This window comes from Synechococcus sp. R65.1 (assembly GCF_047461755.1).
Classification (GTDB): Bacteria; Cyanobacteriota; Cyanobacteriia; order Thermostichales; family Thermostichaceae; genus Thermostichus.
Genome location: NZ_JANSHU010000004.1, coordinates 53,185 through 67,250 on the forward strand (window position 1 = coordinate 53,185; position 14,066 = coordinate 67,250).

Here is a 14,066-nt window from a genome sequence, read left to right on the forward strand (position 1 = left end):
TCAGCTCAGCCATTGGCTGCCGAGGAGCCGGCTAGCTCGTTCATGCGTTGTGCCAAGGCAAAGTCCAGCTCCGTAATGCCCCCGGCGTCGTGGGTGGTGAGATCCACCCGCACACGGTTGTACACATTGGTCCATTCGGGATGGTGGCCCATGCTCTCAGCCACCAAGGCCACACTGCTCATCCAGCCAAAGGCTTCGACAAAGGAGCGAAACTGAAATTGGCGGTGCAGCTTTCCCTCCCGCAAGGACCAGCCCGGCAGGCTTTCCAGCTTGGCTTGGATCTCTGCTTCGCTCAGCTTGACAGGTCTGGACATGGGCGTTCCCCCCAATCGTTGCCACCGCTTTCATCAAAAAGAGAGCTGAGAACAAGGCCTGGCTTACTTACAAAACTTCATAACCTTCTGGATCAGCTGTGCTGGCGCCGCCGAGGGGCTTATACAGCCAGTAGCCTTGCACGCTAAAGTGGGCCTGCTTGTAAAAGTTGAGGGCAGCCTGGTTGTGGCGATAAACCTGCAGGGTGATGGCTGCCAACTGCTGCTGGGATCCCCAGCGTTCCACCTGTTGCATCAAGGCCCTGCCCAGCCCTCGCCGGCGGTGAGCAGGATCCACCCAGAGCAAGAAGACGTAGGCTACCCGCCGATAGGTGGCTTGATCGGTAGAGATGCCGGCCCAAACACCGCCCACTGGCTCCCCTGTCTCTTCTTTCAAGATCCACCAGCAGGGGGTACGCGGGGGGTCAAAGAGGCGATCTAGCGTCTTCTCCAGGTGATCCCAGTGCTTCTGCTCGGGGAAAGATTCCTGCAAAGTGGCCTGCAGTCCCCGCCGCACCCAGGGTCGATCCCAGGCAGAGCCAATGCGCCAACGGTAGCCGGCAGGCAAAGGGATCCCAGTTTCAGACATAGGCAGGCGTCCAGCAACCAGAAAGAGCTACAGGAGGGGCTTCCTCTATCGGTGCAGGCTGGGCCATATCTTGGGGTAGAAACGAGCGGATGCTCACCACCACCAGAGTAAACAGGAATACCAGTAGGATCAGGGCGGGAAGGACGTACTGCCGCAAGAGATCCATAGGCTGAGGGTGCTAGACTACAGACTATTTTGCAGCGCCTGGCCCCTGTCTTTCAGGACCCGATCCCCCCAGCCTACTTTGCAAGACTGGCGCGCCTGCAGAAGAAGCGATCCCCTATCCTCGCACCTGCAACAGCTCGCGGCGATGGCTGGGTAGTCGCCAGCACATCTCCAGCCAGCTCTTCAGCTCCTCCGGTTGGCTGGCAAGGCTCATTTCCACCAACAAAATGGCAGCTCGATCGCTAGCTCCTCTGGCTCCCAGCTGAATAAGGGCGGACAGGCTGTCTTCCCGCCAGTAGACGGATACCCCCTGCCGGATTAGAGCCTGGGCTGCCAGCGCGATACGGGAGGTTGGCACCTGGATCTCTCGCCGCTCGTAATCGAGAGGAGGCAGCATGAACGGCAACCCAAATCTTTATCATGTTTTAATCTTCTTCTCTTTTCGCCGGCTTATCCTGAGTCTTTGCAAACTGTGAAGTGAACTTTTGCGAACTTTTCGAGATTCAGGGACGTCAGCGCTCCTGCTTTCTCGTCCTTCTGCAACTTGCCCGAGGCTAGGAAAGCCGGGCAGAAAGCTTAAAAGATGGCGAAGGCTCCTGCCTCCCTCTGAAGGCGGGGGCAACAATACTGGCAAGGGCAGGAGGGAGGCAGCTGCTAATGGAAAGGTGGCCAAGGCAGGTAAGCCGCTGGCTGCCCCAGCTTACTCTGGCGGGAGTGGCGTTGATCCTGGTGGCAGCGGGGAGGCCGCTGCGCTTGGTGGGCAACGGCGAGAACATGGTGCTGTTTACCTGGGGAGGGGGGGTGAGCCCGACGCCCCTACAGCCAGGCCTGCACTGGGTACCGCCCTTTGTCTCGCGCACGGTTACCTTCGATGTGAAAACCCAAGCTCTGACCTGGAAGGACGAGGATCCCGACGCCTACGCGCCGCGGCTGCTGGCCCTTTCTCAGGATGGACAGCTGATTGCCGCTGAGGCAACACTGCAATTTCGCATTGTGGACGCCCCCAAGGTCTATACGCAACTGGGGGAGAACTACCTGGATCGCATCGCTCCCATTGTCCGCTCGGTCATCCTCAACGAGACCAGCGGCTTTTCCGCCCAGGCTCTGTATTCCACCGAGCGCCCAGGGCTCCAGGGGCAAATCCGGGAACGGGTGGCCCTTTTGCTCAAGGAATATGGCATCGAGGTTTTGGACTTTCTGCTGCGAGACATAAACTTCGACCCCGATTTTGTAGCGGCTATCGAAGCAAAGACCATCGCCGAAAACGAACTGGTGAAAAAACAATTTGAGATCGAGCAGGCGCGTCAGGAGGCCCGCGCCATCATTTCTCAAGCCGAGGCAGAAGCCGGTCAACTGCAAGCCAAAGCCGAGGCCCTCACCCGAAATCCCCAGTACCTGGAGGTAGTGAAGGCTGCCGTGCTGGGATCCCGCCTAGAGACGCTGGTTACCAAGTAGCCGTGCCGTCAGCCCCAATCTGGGAACAGGAGCAACTGCCGTGTATCCGACAGAGGAAGTGCCCCCGCGCCAGAGGCGTTGGTTAGCTGGAGCAGCAGTCGCTCTCCTAGCGGCCCTGGGAATGGTTCGCGCCTGCCTGTACGTCACCCCGCCTGGCCACGCCACCGTGGTGTTCAATACCTTTTCCGGGCTGCAAAAGGGGCGGGTAGAATTGCCGGGGGTCATCTTCCGGATCCCAGGGATCGAGACGCCGATCACCTACACCGTACTCACCCGCGTTTGGGAGTTTACCAACGACCCCAACTCCCCCAACGCCATCAGCAACGCCATTGCGGTTAACACTGCCGATGGGCAAGCCTTTACCGTCGACGTGGCTATTGCCCTCCGGCCCAACATCGCCACCCTGGACGAGTTGCACGCCACCATCGGCGAGAACTATCTTTCAACAGTGGTGGTGCCGTTGGTGCGCTCCAAAATCCGCGATATCTCCGCCTCTTTCGAGTCCAAGGATTTTTACCGCAAAAGCCAGCGCATGGCCATCGAGCAGCAGGCCCTGGACTTGATCCGCCAAGAGATGCCCACCGTCAACCGCAACGGCCAGACCTTGCCCTTGATAGAGGTAGAAGGCCTCTTCCTGGGGCATGCCGATTTCCCCCAGGCCCTGCGGGACTCCATTGAGCGCAAACAGGTGGCCTCGATTACTGCGCAGACGGCAGCGGTGCGGGCGCAGATCCAAGAAAAAGAAACGGAGCGGTTGTTGATCTTGGCGGCGGCAAACCAGCGGGCCATTGAGCTGAAAGGGAAGGCGGCAGCGAAAAACGCCCAACTGGCGGATCTGCTGTTTTACGAGAAGCTGCAAGAGCGCATCCAAAACCCGACCGACTCCCTTCCCCCCTTGCGCATCATCCGCGTTGAGGGAGATGCCACCGTGTTTCTCAATGTGGATCCTCACCAGGCAGCTCTGCAACAGGCGCAGTAGTCAAGCCTGGCCCTCCCATCAGAGCTGCCAGGGCAGGTTGAGGCAAACGGCAGCTTGCTGTGCCTTGGCCACCACGATCACCCCCGCCACAGGGATCCCGGCAGCAGCCAAAGCCTGGTGCGCTGCCTCTACCGTAGAGCCGGTGGTGTAGATGTCATCCAGCAGCAACACCGGCGTAGCCGGAGGGCACTTGAGGGCAAAGGCTCCAGCTAGATTTTGCCGACGCTGCTGGGGGTTAAGCTCGTGTTGGGGCGCCGTGGCCCGCACCCGCACCAGGGCAGTGGGCAGGTGGCGAAGACCCGTGCGCTCGCAGAAAGCCTGGCTGATCAAGGCTGCCTGATTGTAGCCCCGCTGTTGCAGCCGCTCCGCATGGAGCGGAATGGGCACCACTGTATAGTCCTGACGAAGCAGGTCAGAACGCCGCTGCCGGCTCTCCAGCCAGCGGGATCCCAGCCATTCCCCCAAGACCGCGCCAATCCGCCGCTGTCCCTGGTATTTCAGGGAATAGAGGGCTCTCCGCAGCGCTCCCCGGTGGATCCCCCAAGCATAAAGCGGCCAGGGCGAGGTGGTGACCGGCCAGGAGTCGAGCCGCTCCGCCTGCAATTGCCTCTGGCAGTCTTGACAAAACACTCCCCTAGCTGGCCGCTGGCAGAGCGGGCAAGGAAGTGCAATCCACCAATCCAGCCAGCCCATGGCTGCTGCAAGGTGCTCCTGTCGGTTTCAGTCTAGAAGAGGAGCTGGAGACCCGACGGTTGACGGCGGGATCCCTGCTTGCTAGGATTAGGTACTGCCAAATAAAGACTAGCCGTCCTGGCCAACCCATGCCCACCATTCAACAGCTAATTCGCAAAGAGCGAAGCATTGCTGTCCGCAAGAGCAAGTCACCCGCTCTGAAAGGGTGTCCGCAGCGGCGGGGAGTTTGCACGCGAGTGTACACAACAACGCCCAAAAAGCCCAACTCAGCCCTGCGGAAGGTGGCACGGGTTCGGCTGACCTCTGGCTTTGAGATTACAGCTTACATTCCCGGCATTGGCCATAATCTGCAAGAGCACTCAGTGGTTCTAGTGCGCGGCGGACGGGTAAAAGACTTACCTGGCGTGCGCTACCACATCATTCGCGGCACCCTTGACGCTGCAGGAGTCAAAGACCGCAAGCAAGGCCGCTCCAAGTATGGCGCAAAACGACCCAAGCCTGGTCAAGCGCCAGCCGCTACAGGCAAGAAGAAATAGTCTTCTTCCGAGACCAGTTTCCTATCCTGCATTACCCCTCTCTAGACAGTCCCACTATGTCTCGCCGTAGCCGTGCCCCTCGTCGTGAAGTGCCCCCCGATCCCAAATACGGGAGCCGTTTGGTGACCATGCTCATGCGCAAGATAATGATGAGGGGCAAGGCGTCTCTAGCTGCCAGGATTCTCTACGAGGCTCTTGACCTTGTAAGGGAGCGCACTGGCCAGGAGCCGCTGGCCGTTCTGGAAAATGCCGTGCGCAACGTCACCCCTCTGGTGGAGGTCAAAGCGCGGCGTGTGGGTGGGGCCACCTATCAAGTACCCGTGGAGGTGAGGCCAGAGCGAGGTACCTCGCTGGCGCTGCGTTGGCTAGTCACCTTTGCCCGCACTCGCTCAGGCCGTACTATGTCAGCCAAGTTGGCCAACGAGATCATCGATGCAGCTAACGAAACCGGCGGTGCCATCCGTCGGCGAGAGGAAGTCCATCGTATGGCTGAGGCCAACAAAGCATTTGCTCACTACCGCTACTGAGCTTGTCTGGCCAAGTAAGGAGGCAGTGGTTGCTATCCCTCTCCATAGCCTAGGAGAGGCGTAGGATCTGGAGAAAAGTCGGCAAAAGAGATTAAAATTGTAAAGGTTTTTTAGTTTGCCTAGGTCGCAGGGCGACGAGGATTGGGAGGTTAACGTGGCGCGCACAGTTCCCCTAGAGCGAGTCCGCAATATCGGCATCGCAGCTCACATCGATGCCGGCAAGACCACGACGACGGAGCGGATTCTTTTTTATTCGGGCCTGGTGCATAAGATGGGCGAGGTTCACGAGGGAACCACGGTAACCGACTGGATGGAACAGGAACGGGAACGGGGTATCACCATCACGGCTGCAGCCATCACCACCCGCTGGACAAAGCGGGATCCGGAAAACCCCTCCCAGCCTCTTGCCGGTGCGCCAGAGTACACCATCAACATCATCGATACACCCGGCCACGTGGACTTCACCATTGAGGTGGAGCGCTCCATGCGGGTGCTGGACGGCGTGATTGCTGTCTTTGACTCCGTAGCAGGCGTGCAGCCGCAGTCAGAGACGGTCTGGCGCCAAGCTAATCGCTACAACGTGCCCCGCATTGCTTTTGTTAACAAAATGGATCGCATGGGGGCCAATTTCCTCAAGGTTTGCAACCAGATCCGGGAGCGCCTTAAAGCCAATGCCGTTCCCATTCAATTGCCTGTTGGGGCAGAGGAGGAATTCCGCGGCATCGTTGATCTGGTGCGCAGGCGGGCCTACATCTACATGGATGAGCTTGGCAAGGACATTCGCTCCGAGCCGATCCCAGAGGAAATGAAGGATCTGGCAGCAGAGTACCGGGCCAAGCTGGTGGAAGCGGTGGCTGAAGTCGATGAAACCCTGATGGAAAAGTATTTTGCCGAGGAGGACTTGAGCGAAGCAGATTTAATACTAGGTCTGCGCAAGGGCACCATCAGCGGTCAAATTGTGCCGATGCTCTGTGGCTCTGCCTTTAAGAACAAGGGCATCCAGATGCTTCTGGATGCAGTGGTGGATTACCTCCCCTCTCCCATCGACATTCCAGCCATCAAGGGCATACTGCCGGATGGCACAGAGGTGTCACGCAAGGCCAGTGACGAGGAGCCTTTCTCCGCCCTTGCCTTTAAGCTGATGAGCGACAAGTATGGAGATCTCACCTTTATTCGCGTCTACTCCGGCGTTCTGACCAAGGGCACTTACGTGCTCAACTCTACCAAAAACAAGAAAGAGCGCATCTCGCGACTGGTGGTGCTCAAGGCAGATGAGCGTCTGGATGTAGATGAGCTGCGGGCAGGGGATCTGGGAGCGGTGCTGGGCCTGAAGGACACCACCACCGGCGACACCCTCTGCGACGAAAATGCTCCGGTGATCCTAGAATCCCTCTACATCCCCGAGCCGGTCATCTCCGTGGCCATTGAGCCCAAAACCAAGGCGGATGTTGACAAGCTCTCGAGGGCGCTGCAGGCCCTGGCCAAGGAAGATCCCACCTTCCGCGTCTCGGTGGATCCAGAAACCAACCAAACCATTATCTCCGGCATGGGCGAGCTCCACCTGGAGATTCTGGTAGACCGAATGCTGCGGGAGTTCAACGTGGAGGCCAACGTCGGCAACCCGCAGGTGGCCTACCGCGAAACCATCCGCAAGGCCGTCAGCCGTGTGGAAGGGAAGTTTATCCGCCAAACCGGTGGCCGCGGCCAGTACGGCCACGTGGTGATTGATTTGGAGCCGGCAGAGCCAGGTACAGGCTTCGAGTTTATCTCAAAAATTGTGGGTGGGGTCATTCCTAAGGAATACATTCCACCGGCTGAGCAAGGGATCCGCGAAGCCTGCGAGTCTGGCGTACTGGCTGGCTATCCGCTGATCGATATCCGCGTCACCCTGGTGGACGGCTCCTTCCACGAGGTGGACTCTAGCGAGATGGCCTTTAAGATTGCCGGTTCACTGGCTCTCAAGGAAGCCGCTCGCAGAGCCAACCCCGTACTCTTGGAGCCCGTGATGAAGGTGGAGGTGGAAGTGCCCGAAGCCTTTGTCGGGGATGTCATTGGGGATATCAACGCCCGCCGCGGCCAGCTGGAGGGGATGACTACCGAAGGTGGCACTTCCAAGGTCACCGCCAAGGTTCCCTTGGCAGAGATGTTTGGCTATGCCACCGACATCCGCTCCAGGACGCAAGGGCGGGGTATCTTTACGATGGAGTTTAGCCACTACGAGGAAGTTCCTCGCAATATCGCGGAAGCCATCATTGCCAAAAGCAAAGGAAACGTAGCTAACTGAAAAAGGAAGTGAGGATTCATGGCACGCCCTAAGTTCGAACGCACCAAACCCCACGTTAATGTTGGCACCATTGGCCACGTGGACCATGGTAAGACGACGTTGACCGCCGCCATTACCATGGCCTTGGCTGCCCTCGGCCAAGCGACGCCCAAGCGCTACGACGAGATTGACGCAGCGCCCGAGGAGAGAGCCCGCGGTATCACCATCAACACGGCCCACGTGGAGTACCAGACAGAGAAGCGTCACTACGCCCACGTGGACTGCCCTGGCCACGCTGACTACGTAAAAAACATGATCACAGGGGCAGCCCAGATGGACGGGGCCATCCTGGTGGTGTCGGCGGCAGATGGACCCATGCCGCAGACGCGGGAGCACATCCTGCTGGCCCGCCAGGTAGGAGTGCCCAACATCGTCGTCTTCCTCAACAAGGTAGATATGGTGGACGACGAGGAGCTGCTGGAGCTGGTAGAGCTGGAGGTGCGGGAGCTCCTGTCCAAGTACGATTTCCCCGGCGACGAAATCCCAATTGTCAGGGGATCGGCTCTTAAGGCTTTGGAGAAGATGCAAGCCAACCCCAAAACCCAGCGGGGTGAGGATCCGTGGGTGGACAAGATCCATGAGTTGATGGATGCGGTCGACTCCTACATCCCGACGCCAGTGCGGGAGGTGGACAAGCCCTTCCTGATGGCGGTAGAGGATGTCTTCTCGATTACAGGTCGTGGCACGGTAGCAACCGGCCGAATTGAGCGCGGCCGCATCAAGGTGGGGGATACGGTAGAGATCGTGGGGCTGCGCGAGACCCGCTCCACCACGGTGACGGGTCTGGAGATGTTCCAGAAGACGCTGGACGAGGGGATTGCAGGCGACAACGTCGGCGTTTTGCTGCGGGGTATTCAGAAAAACGAAGTGGAGCGGGGCATGGTCCTAGCCCAGCCCAAAACCATCACCCCCCACACCCAGTTCGAGTCGGAGGTTTATGTCCTCACCAAAGAAGAGGGGGGCCGCCACACACCCTTCTTTGCGGGCTATCGTCCCCAGTTCTACGTGCGTACCACTGACGTCACGGGCACCATTTCCTCCTTTACGGCTGACGATGGCTCGAAGCCGGAGATGGTGATGCCGGGCGACCGCGTTAGGATGACGGTGGAGCTCATCCGACCCATTGCCATTGAGCAGGGGATGCGCTTTGCCATCCGCGAAGGCGGTCGGACGGTTGGAGCTGGGGTAGTCTCCAAGATCCTGAAGTAAGCTACTGGCTCGCAGCAGGGATTGGGCGCTGGTTACTCCAGAGGACTCGATCCCTGTTGCCTTTTAAGTACACCCTACTCTCTCTTCAAGTATGGCTACTTTAACCCAACAAAAAATTCGCATCCGCTTGCAGGCCTACGACCATCGGCTGCTGGATACTTCCTGCGCCAAAATTGTGGATACAGCCCGCCGAACAGAGGCAGTGCCAGTGGGGCCAATTCCGCTGCCGACGCGGCGGCGCCTCTACTGTGTGCTGCGTTCTCCTCACATAGACAAGGACTCCCGGGAACATTTTGAAATCCGCACCCACCGGCGCATTATCGATATCTATTCCCCCTCCTCCAAGACTATCGATGCTTTGATGAAGCTAGATCTGCCGGCAGGGGTAGACATTGAGGTGAAGTTGTGATGGCCTGGGCGGGGATCTCTAGCGCTTCAAGGTAAGGGGGCAGGCGGTGGCGACGGCAGTCGAGCAAGAAGGACAAAATTCTGAGCCCATCCCCGTCTTAGTGGTAGGAGCCCTGGGCAGGATGGGGAGGGAGGTGGTGCGAGCAGTGGCCCAAACCCCCGACATGAGGTTGGTGGGAGCAGTGGCTCGTTCGCACCTAGGCGCAGATATTGGCGAGGTGTTAGGGCTAGGAGCGTTGGGAGTGGCCATTAGCGACGACCTGGCAGGGCAGCTGCTGCGGCTGTCGCAGCAAAGTACCCGAGGCGTCATGGTGGACTTCACCCATCCTAGCTCTGTGTACGAAAACGTCCGCTCGGCAATTGCCTTTGGGGTGCGGCCAGTGGTGGGGACAACCGGCCTAACGCCGGAGCAACTGGAGCGGCTGCGGGATCTGGCGGACAAGGCTGGCGTGGGCTGCCTCATTGCGCCTAACTTTGCCATCGGCATGATCCTGCTGCAGCAGATGGCGCTGCAGGCGGCTCAATATTTCGATCACGTGGAGATCGTCGAGCTGCACCACAACCGCAAGGCCGATGCCCCCAGTGGCACAGCTCTGCAGACGGCCCAGCGGCTGGGACAACTGGGCAAGGCGTTCAACCCCCCCGAGGTGGAAGAAAGGGAGCTGATCCCCGGCTCGCGGGGTGGGATCCCTGGCCCCAACATCCCCATCCACAGCGTTCGCCTGCCGGGGTTGGTCGCCCACCAGGAAGTGATCTTCGGCGGCATGGGGCAGACGCTCACCCTAAGACACGACATCACCGACCGCGTGGCCTTTATGCCGGGGGTGATCCTGGGCATTCGCAAGGTGTTGCAGCTCAAGGGATTGGTCTACGGGCTGGAGCAGGTGTTGAGCTAGTTGCTAAGAGGTGGGATCCCGGCCTCGTCAAGGATGCGGGGGATGAGATGTTCGGTCTTGACGGCCATCAGGTGCACGCCGTTGCAGATCTGGCGGGCCTGGCGCACTTGTTCGGCGGCAATGCGAATCCCTTCTTCCAGGGGGTCGGGAGCCTTGGCCAGCCGCTGGATGATGGCCTCCGGAATCTGCACCCCCGGCAAGTTGCGGTTGATGAACAGGGCGTTTTTGGCAGACTTGAGCAGAAAGATACCGGCCAGGATGGGCTTGCCGGCAGGGCGCCCCAGCTTGTCCATGAAGCGCTCCAGTTGGTCGAAGTCGGTCACCATCTGGCTCTGGAAAAACTGGGCCCCGTGCTCCAGCTTGCGGTAGAAGCGCCGCTCCAGGCCCGAAAAGCTAGGGGATTGTGGCTCTACCGCTGCCCCCGGAAACAGGCAGGTGCCGCCGTCAGGAAGGGGTTTGCCGTTGCAGTCAAGGCCGCTGTTGAGGCGCTGGATAAGCTGCAGCAAGCGCACCGACTCCAGGTCAAAGACGGCTCGAGCATCGGGGCAATCCCCGACGTGGATGGGATCCCCCGTCAGGGCTAGAACATTGCGCAGGCCAAGAGCCGAAGCTCCTAGCAGATCCCCCTGGAGAGCCACGCGGTTGCGATCCCGGCAGGCCAGTTGCAGGATGGGCTCAATGCCCGCTTGATGCAGCAGCAGCGAGGCGGCCAAGGGGCTCATGCGGGCAACAGCCCGGTTGGAGTCAGTTATGTTGATGGCGTGCACCCGCTGTTTGAGCTGCTGGGCCAAAGCCAGCATGGCAGTGGTGTCGGATCCCTTGGGTGGGGTGATCTCGGCGGTGAGCAGAAACTCTCCCCGCTGAATGGCTTGAGCAAAGCGCGATGGCGGTGAGCAAGTCAAGGCCACAGTTTTAAGAAGAGAAAGCAGTGCGCTGGCCTATTATCGATCGTTTGAGAGAGTTTTTCTAGCTAAGGCATTGCTTTTTCTCAGAGCAGGGGTAAAAGCTGGGGGCTGTAAGGACTCCGTCCCGCTGGCGCGAACATAGCCCTGCAGTTGGCAAGCCACCCGCGAGCCTCTAGCGGGCTGGTTTACAGCAGCCCCCAAAAGCGCAGTCTCATTTCTTCCCAGCCACAATGCCCGCACCCTAACCTCTTCCTGCGCTGCTGGATAGGCAGATCCTTGGAGCAGGCTTGACTAGTGTATCTGGGATTCACCAGCACTACGCCAACCTCTTCTTGGGATGGCTCAGGCGTGATTTGAACACGCGACCCAGGGCTTATGAGTCCCCTGCTCTACCGCTGAGCTACTGAGCCGGGAAGATGCTTAACTAGGATAGCATCTTTGTGCAGGAAGTTGCTCTCGTCGGCTGGCAATGTCGCCTCCTTTTCTTAAGGGATCCCTGTTTTGGCTGGCCCTGGTGCTGCAGGTGGGCCTGGTTGGGCTGGTGCCAGCTCGGAAGGCGCTTACCCTTGCCACTGGCTCCCCGATCTACTTGCAGATTGCTCCTGTGGATCTCTATGACCCCTTGCGGGGCCGCTACGTAGCTTTGAGCTACACCGTTGCCCAGCTTTCCACCCTAGAGAAACTGCCCGGCTGGTCCCCTGAGCTCGCTAAGCCAGGGATCCTCTACCTGCGCTTGGCCCCTCCCAATGGGGATCCCGCTCAACCCTGGCAGGCCATCGGCATCAGCCGCGACCGACCCAGGGAGCTGCAACCTAAAGAGGTTGTCCTACAAGGGTGGTTTGATGGTGGGCAGCTTAGGTTTGGGATCGAAGAGTTTTTCATTTCGGAAGCGCTGGGAGATGTTCTGGAACTAGAGATCCGCCGCAACCCAGAAACACTGCGAGCAGAGGTGAAGGTGGATCCCTGGGGCCAAGCAGCGCTGGTGGGCCTTTGGGTAGGAGAACAGCGGTACTAAGAGAAGAGTAAAGCTGGTCTTGCTCTGCCGCCCTTCTAGCCCTCTTTCTTTTTCCGAGAGCGAGTTGCGCTTGTTTTCTTGGCCCTGGCAGATGCTGTGGATTTTTTAGACGACTTCTTCTGGCTAGGAGGTGGCGCTGTAGGAGCTAGAAAAAATACTTCTTTCAGGGCCTCCAACTTTTTGCCTCGTGTAATTTTGCACCCCAGCTTGGTTATGGGGGTTAAGTCCTGCCACCAGCTCCTATCTGCCTCCGCAATTCGCGCGGCTGCAATGGTTATATCAACTCCCTTAAGGGGGGTGCCGGGCTGCTCGGCCAGGTATCTCAACGCGGCCAAGATGGTTTCTCTAGAGGCCTCCGTCAGATTTACCTTCGGAACCACTTCTCTGGCGAGAATTTGGGCTTGCTCTACCTGTTCCGGAGCTGGGTCGACAATGATACACCAAAGCCTCTCCAGCCCTGCCTCTCGAGCAACTGCATAGACAAAATGGTTACCAACGGCCTTGTACTGGTAGTCGCCAGCCTCGACCACCAGCAGAGGAACCCAGTTGTGTCCTCCTGTCGCCCTTAGCTGATCTGCGGCTGCGGCAACAAGGAAGGAGGGAGCAGAAAACCCATCAGCGGGCGTAATGCTCTCAAGGGGTAAGTTAACCAACCTACCTAGATCTGAAAACTCACTCATCGATAAAGTACTCACGGGCAAGACTCTGGTAGTATTCTAAAACTTTCCTGTGACTAAAGACGGCAGGCCTTCGATCAAAGCTTGCAGAGGATATCACTGCATAGTCAGGTATCCCAAAAATGCTTTTGTTTTCATTACCTCTCTTAAAATGCGGCCAGAAATATGGAAGTAGGTTCATGCTTCTCTCTTGGCTGACAATTTTTTCTATCTCATCATTTGCTCGTTTAATAGCGTTTTCGCTTCTTTCGCTTCCTGAGGGGACGCCATTGAAAAAGATAGGCAAAGTCCTGGGGCCACCATCCTGTCGTGACCTAGCAGTTTCTGGAACAAATCTGGTGATTACTCTAGCAGCATTATTCAGGGAAGACAGATCGTCGGGGCGGGTAGGTATCAAAATAACGTCGGCAGCAAAAACACCACTCTGGCTAAAGTAAAGCCATTGAGTTGGGCAGTCAATTAGGATGTAGTCATACTCATTGCGAAGAAGGGCAATCAGATCGCGAAGGCGCCGAGTTCCCTTCTGGATATATGCTACCGCCTGGCTATCAGTTAACGTTTCCAGTTCAGGGTCTCTTGGGATGATGTCAAAGATGGAAACTATACTCTGTTTGCCTTGTCTAACTGTCTTGAGTCTGTATGTTTGGACAACGGAATGAACATCTATTTTGGGATCCTTTAAGCACTGCGTCAGTGTAATTTTTCCAGGAGTAACTCCCAAGTTTCTTGTCAGATCTCCTTGGGAATCAAAGTCAACAACTAAGACTTTCTTTCTCTTTGTTGCTAGTGCTGCTGCAAGGTTAATAACTGTTGTTGTTTTGCCTACGCCTCCTTTATTGTTATACACGCAGATAGTCAAAGCCCGCTCGTAGTTTTCTATCTTGTCTCGCAAGTTGCGAACTATGCCCTCAATGTTATTTGAGCTAATATCAAGGTTTGCTGTAGCAGGGTGAACAACTTTTCCGTGCCTCCTCCAGAGCTGGATGTTGTTTGCATTGGTGATAATCCCCCATTTTGCAGATTTGCAGTTCTCGCCGAGCAGGTAGCTTTCTATTTGACAAACTGCATCCCTATAGCAAGATCCTTCTTTGAGGTTGACTACTCTGGATTTTGCCTCCAAAAGCAAGTAGGGATTCTTCGGGGATCTAAAGAAAATATCTTCAGGATCTCCGTTCTTTCTTGCTGCGAGATCGACCTGGCCGCAACCTGTCTCGAATTCATATCTAATTTCCAAGTCGTGAAAGCCAAGCGCATGCAGGAGGGGAACAGCAAAGTGTTGGACAATAACTCGCTCTACACTTTCGGTGGGAGATATCCTCTCAAGCTTCTCTCGGAGATAGCTAGCCTCAGTCATAGGAAAAAATAAGGTGGACAATGC

General features: G+C 57.6%; 16 protein-coding genes and 1 tRNA gene. 9 read left to right on the top strand and 8 right to left on the bottom strand.

Going from position 1 to position 14,066, the window contains the following annotated elements; all coding sequences use genetic code 11:
* Positions 1–5: 5 nt before the first annotated feature.
* From NW814_RS03185 to NW814_RS03195, 3 genes are all read right to left on the bottom strand, one after another.
* Entirely contained in the window at positions 6–314 is a 309-nt protein-coding gene (locus NW814_RS03185; RefSeq protein ID WP_414396012.1) for a 4a-hydroxytetrahydrobiopterin dehydratase, read from the bottom strand.
* Between the two features lie 67 nt (positions 315–381).
* Positions 382–900 (bottom strand): GNAT family N-acetyltransferase, encoded by a 519-nt coding sequence (locus NW814_RS03190; protein WP_414396013.1) that lies wholly within the window; start codon positions 898–900, stop codon positions 382–384.
* Between the two features lie 280 nt (positions 901–1,180).
* Complete coding sequence (locus NW814_RS03195) at positions 1,181–1,462, bottom strand: hypothetical protein (protein WP_414405178.1); 282 nt, start codon at positions 1,460–1,462, stop codon at positions 1,181–1,183.
* Positions 1,463–1,722: 260 nt separating this feature from the next.
* Between NW814_RS03195 and NW814_RS03200 the strand changes: the two genes are divergently transcribed.
* Positions 1,723–2,520: a prohibitin family protein gene (locus NW814_RS03200; protein WP_414405179.1), complete on the top strand. Its 798-nt coding sequence runs from the start codon at positions 1,723–1,725 to the stop codon at positions 2,518–2,520.
* Between the two features lie 40 nt (positions 2,521–2,560).
* Positions 2,561–3,499 (top strand): prohibitin family protein, encoded by a 939-nt coding sequence (locus tag NW814_RS03205; RefSeq protein ID WP_414405180.1) that lies wholly within the window; start codon positions 2,561–2,563, stop codon positions 3,497–3,499.
* 18 nt (positions 3,500–3,517) lie between these two features.
* On the opposite strand, the gene NW814_RS03210 is transcribed toward NW814_RS03205, so the two are convergent.
* Complete coding sequence (locus NW814_RS03210) at positions 3,518–4,129, bottom strand: ComF family protein (RefSeq protein ID WP_414405181.1); 612 nt, start codon at positions 4,127–4,129, stop codon at positions 3,518–3,520.
* Between the two features lie 191 nt (positions 4,130–4,320).
* Here NW814_RS03210 and rpsL point away from each other — a divergent pair, with 191 nt between their 5' ends.
* The 6 genes from rpsL to dapB all read left to right on the top strand — a co-directional run bounded on the left by rpsL (position 4,321) and on the right by dapB (position 10,091).
* Positions 4,321–4,728, top strand: coding sequence for a 30S ribosomal protein S12 (rpsL, locus tag NW814_RS03215; RefSeq protein WP_414396020.1), 408 nt, complete (start codon positions 4,321–4,323; stop codon positions 4,726–4,728).
* 56 nt (positions 4,729–4,784) lie between these two features.
* Complete coding sequence (gene rpsG / locus NW814_RS03220; protein WP_414396021.1) at positions 4,785–5,255, top strand: 30S ribosomal protein S7; 471 nt, start codon at positions 4,785–4,787, stop codon at positions 5,253–5,255.
* Between the two features lie 154 nt (positions 5,256–5,409).
* Positions 5,410–7,539: an elongation factor G gene (gene fusA / locus NW814_RS03225; RefSeq protein WP_414405222.1), complete on the top strand. Its 2,130-nt coding sequence runs from the start codon at positions 5,410–5,412 to the stop codon at positions 7,537–7,539.
* Between the two features lie 18 nt (positions 7,540–7,557).
* Positions 7,558–8,787 carry an elongation factor Tu gene (gene tuf / locus NW814_RS03230; RefSeq protein ID WP_414405182.1) on the top strand — a complete coding sequence of 410 codons (1,230 nt, stop codon included), beginning with the start codon at positions 7,558–7,560 and terminating at the stop codon, positions 8,785–8,787.
* A gap of 91 nt (positions 8,788–8,878) precedes the next feature.
* The gene (gene rpsJ / locus NW814_RS03235) at positions 8,879–9,196 is read left to right on the top strand and encodes a 30S ribosomal protein S10 (protein WP_414396025.1); all 318 of its coding nucleotides are present in this window, start codon (positions 8,879–8,881) and stop codon (positions 9,194–9,196) included.
* 121 nt (positions 9,197–9,317) lie between these two features.
* A complete protein-coding gene (dapB, locus tag NW814_RS03240) occupies positions 9,318–10,091 on the top strand; it encodes a 4-hydroxy-tetrahydrodipicolinate reductase (protein ID WP_414405223.1) in 774 nt (257 codons plus the stop codon).
* Here the strand turns inward: dapB and NW814_RS03245 are convergent.
* Together NW814_RS03245 and NW814_RS03250 are read right to left on the bottom strand one after the other, a co-directional pair.
* Positions 10,088–10,999, bottom strand: a complete 912-nt coding sequence (locus tag NW814_RS03245) for a methylenetetrahydrofolate reductase (RefSeq protein ID WP_414405183.1) — start codon at positions 10,997–10,999, stop codon at positions 10,088–10,090. The two genes, dapB and NW814_RS03245, sit on opposite strands and share 4 nt — an antisense overlap.
* A 335-nt stretch (positions 11,000–11,334) precedes the next feature.
* Positions 11,335–11,406 (bottom strand) — tRNA-Met (locus NW814_RS03250).
* Positions 11,407–11,465: 59 nt separating this feature from the next.
* On the opposite strand from NW814_RS03250, the gene NW814_RS03255 reads away from it, so the two are divergent.
* Complete coding sequence (locus NW814_RS03255; RefSeq protein ID WP_414405184.1) at positions 11,466–12,011, top strand: GDYXXLXY domain-containing protein; 546 nt, start codon at positions 11,466–11,468, stop codon at positions 12,009–12,011.
* 35 nt (positions 12,012–12,046) lie between these two features.
* Here the strand turns inward: NW814_RS03255 and NW814_RS03260 are convergent, their stop codons facing one another.
* Positions 12,047–12,691 (bottom strand): Rho termination factor, encoded by a 645-nt coding sequence (locus tag NW814_RS03260; RefSeq protein WP_414405185.1) that lies wholly within the window; start codon positions 12,689–12,691, stop codon positions 12,047–12,049.
* Complete coding sequence (locus NW814_RS03265) at positions 12,684–14,042, bottom strand: AAA family ATPase (RefSeq protein ID WP_414405186.1); 1,359 nt, start codon at positions 14,040–14,042, stop codon at positions 12,684–12,686. Before NW814_RS03265 ends, NW814_RS03260 begins: the two co-directional genes overlap by 8 nt.
* Positions 14,043–14,066: the final 24 nt, after the last annotated feature.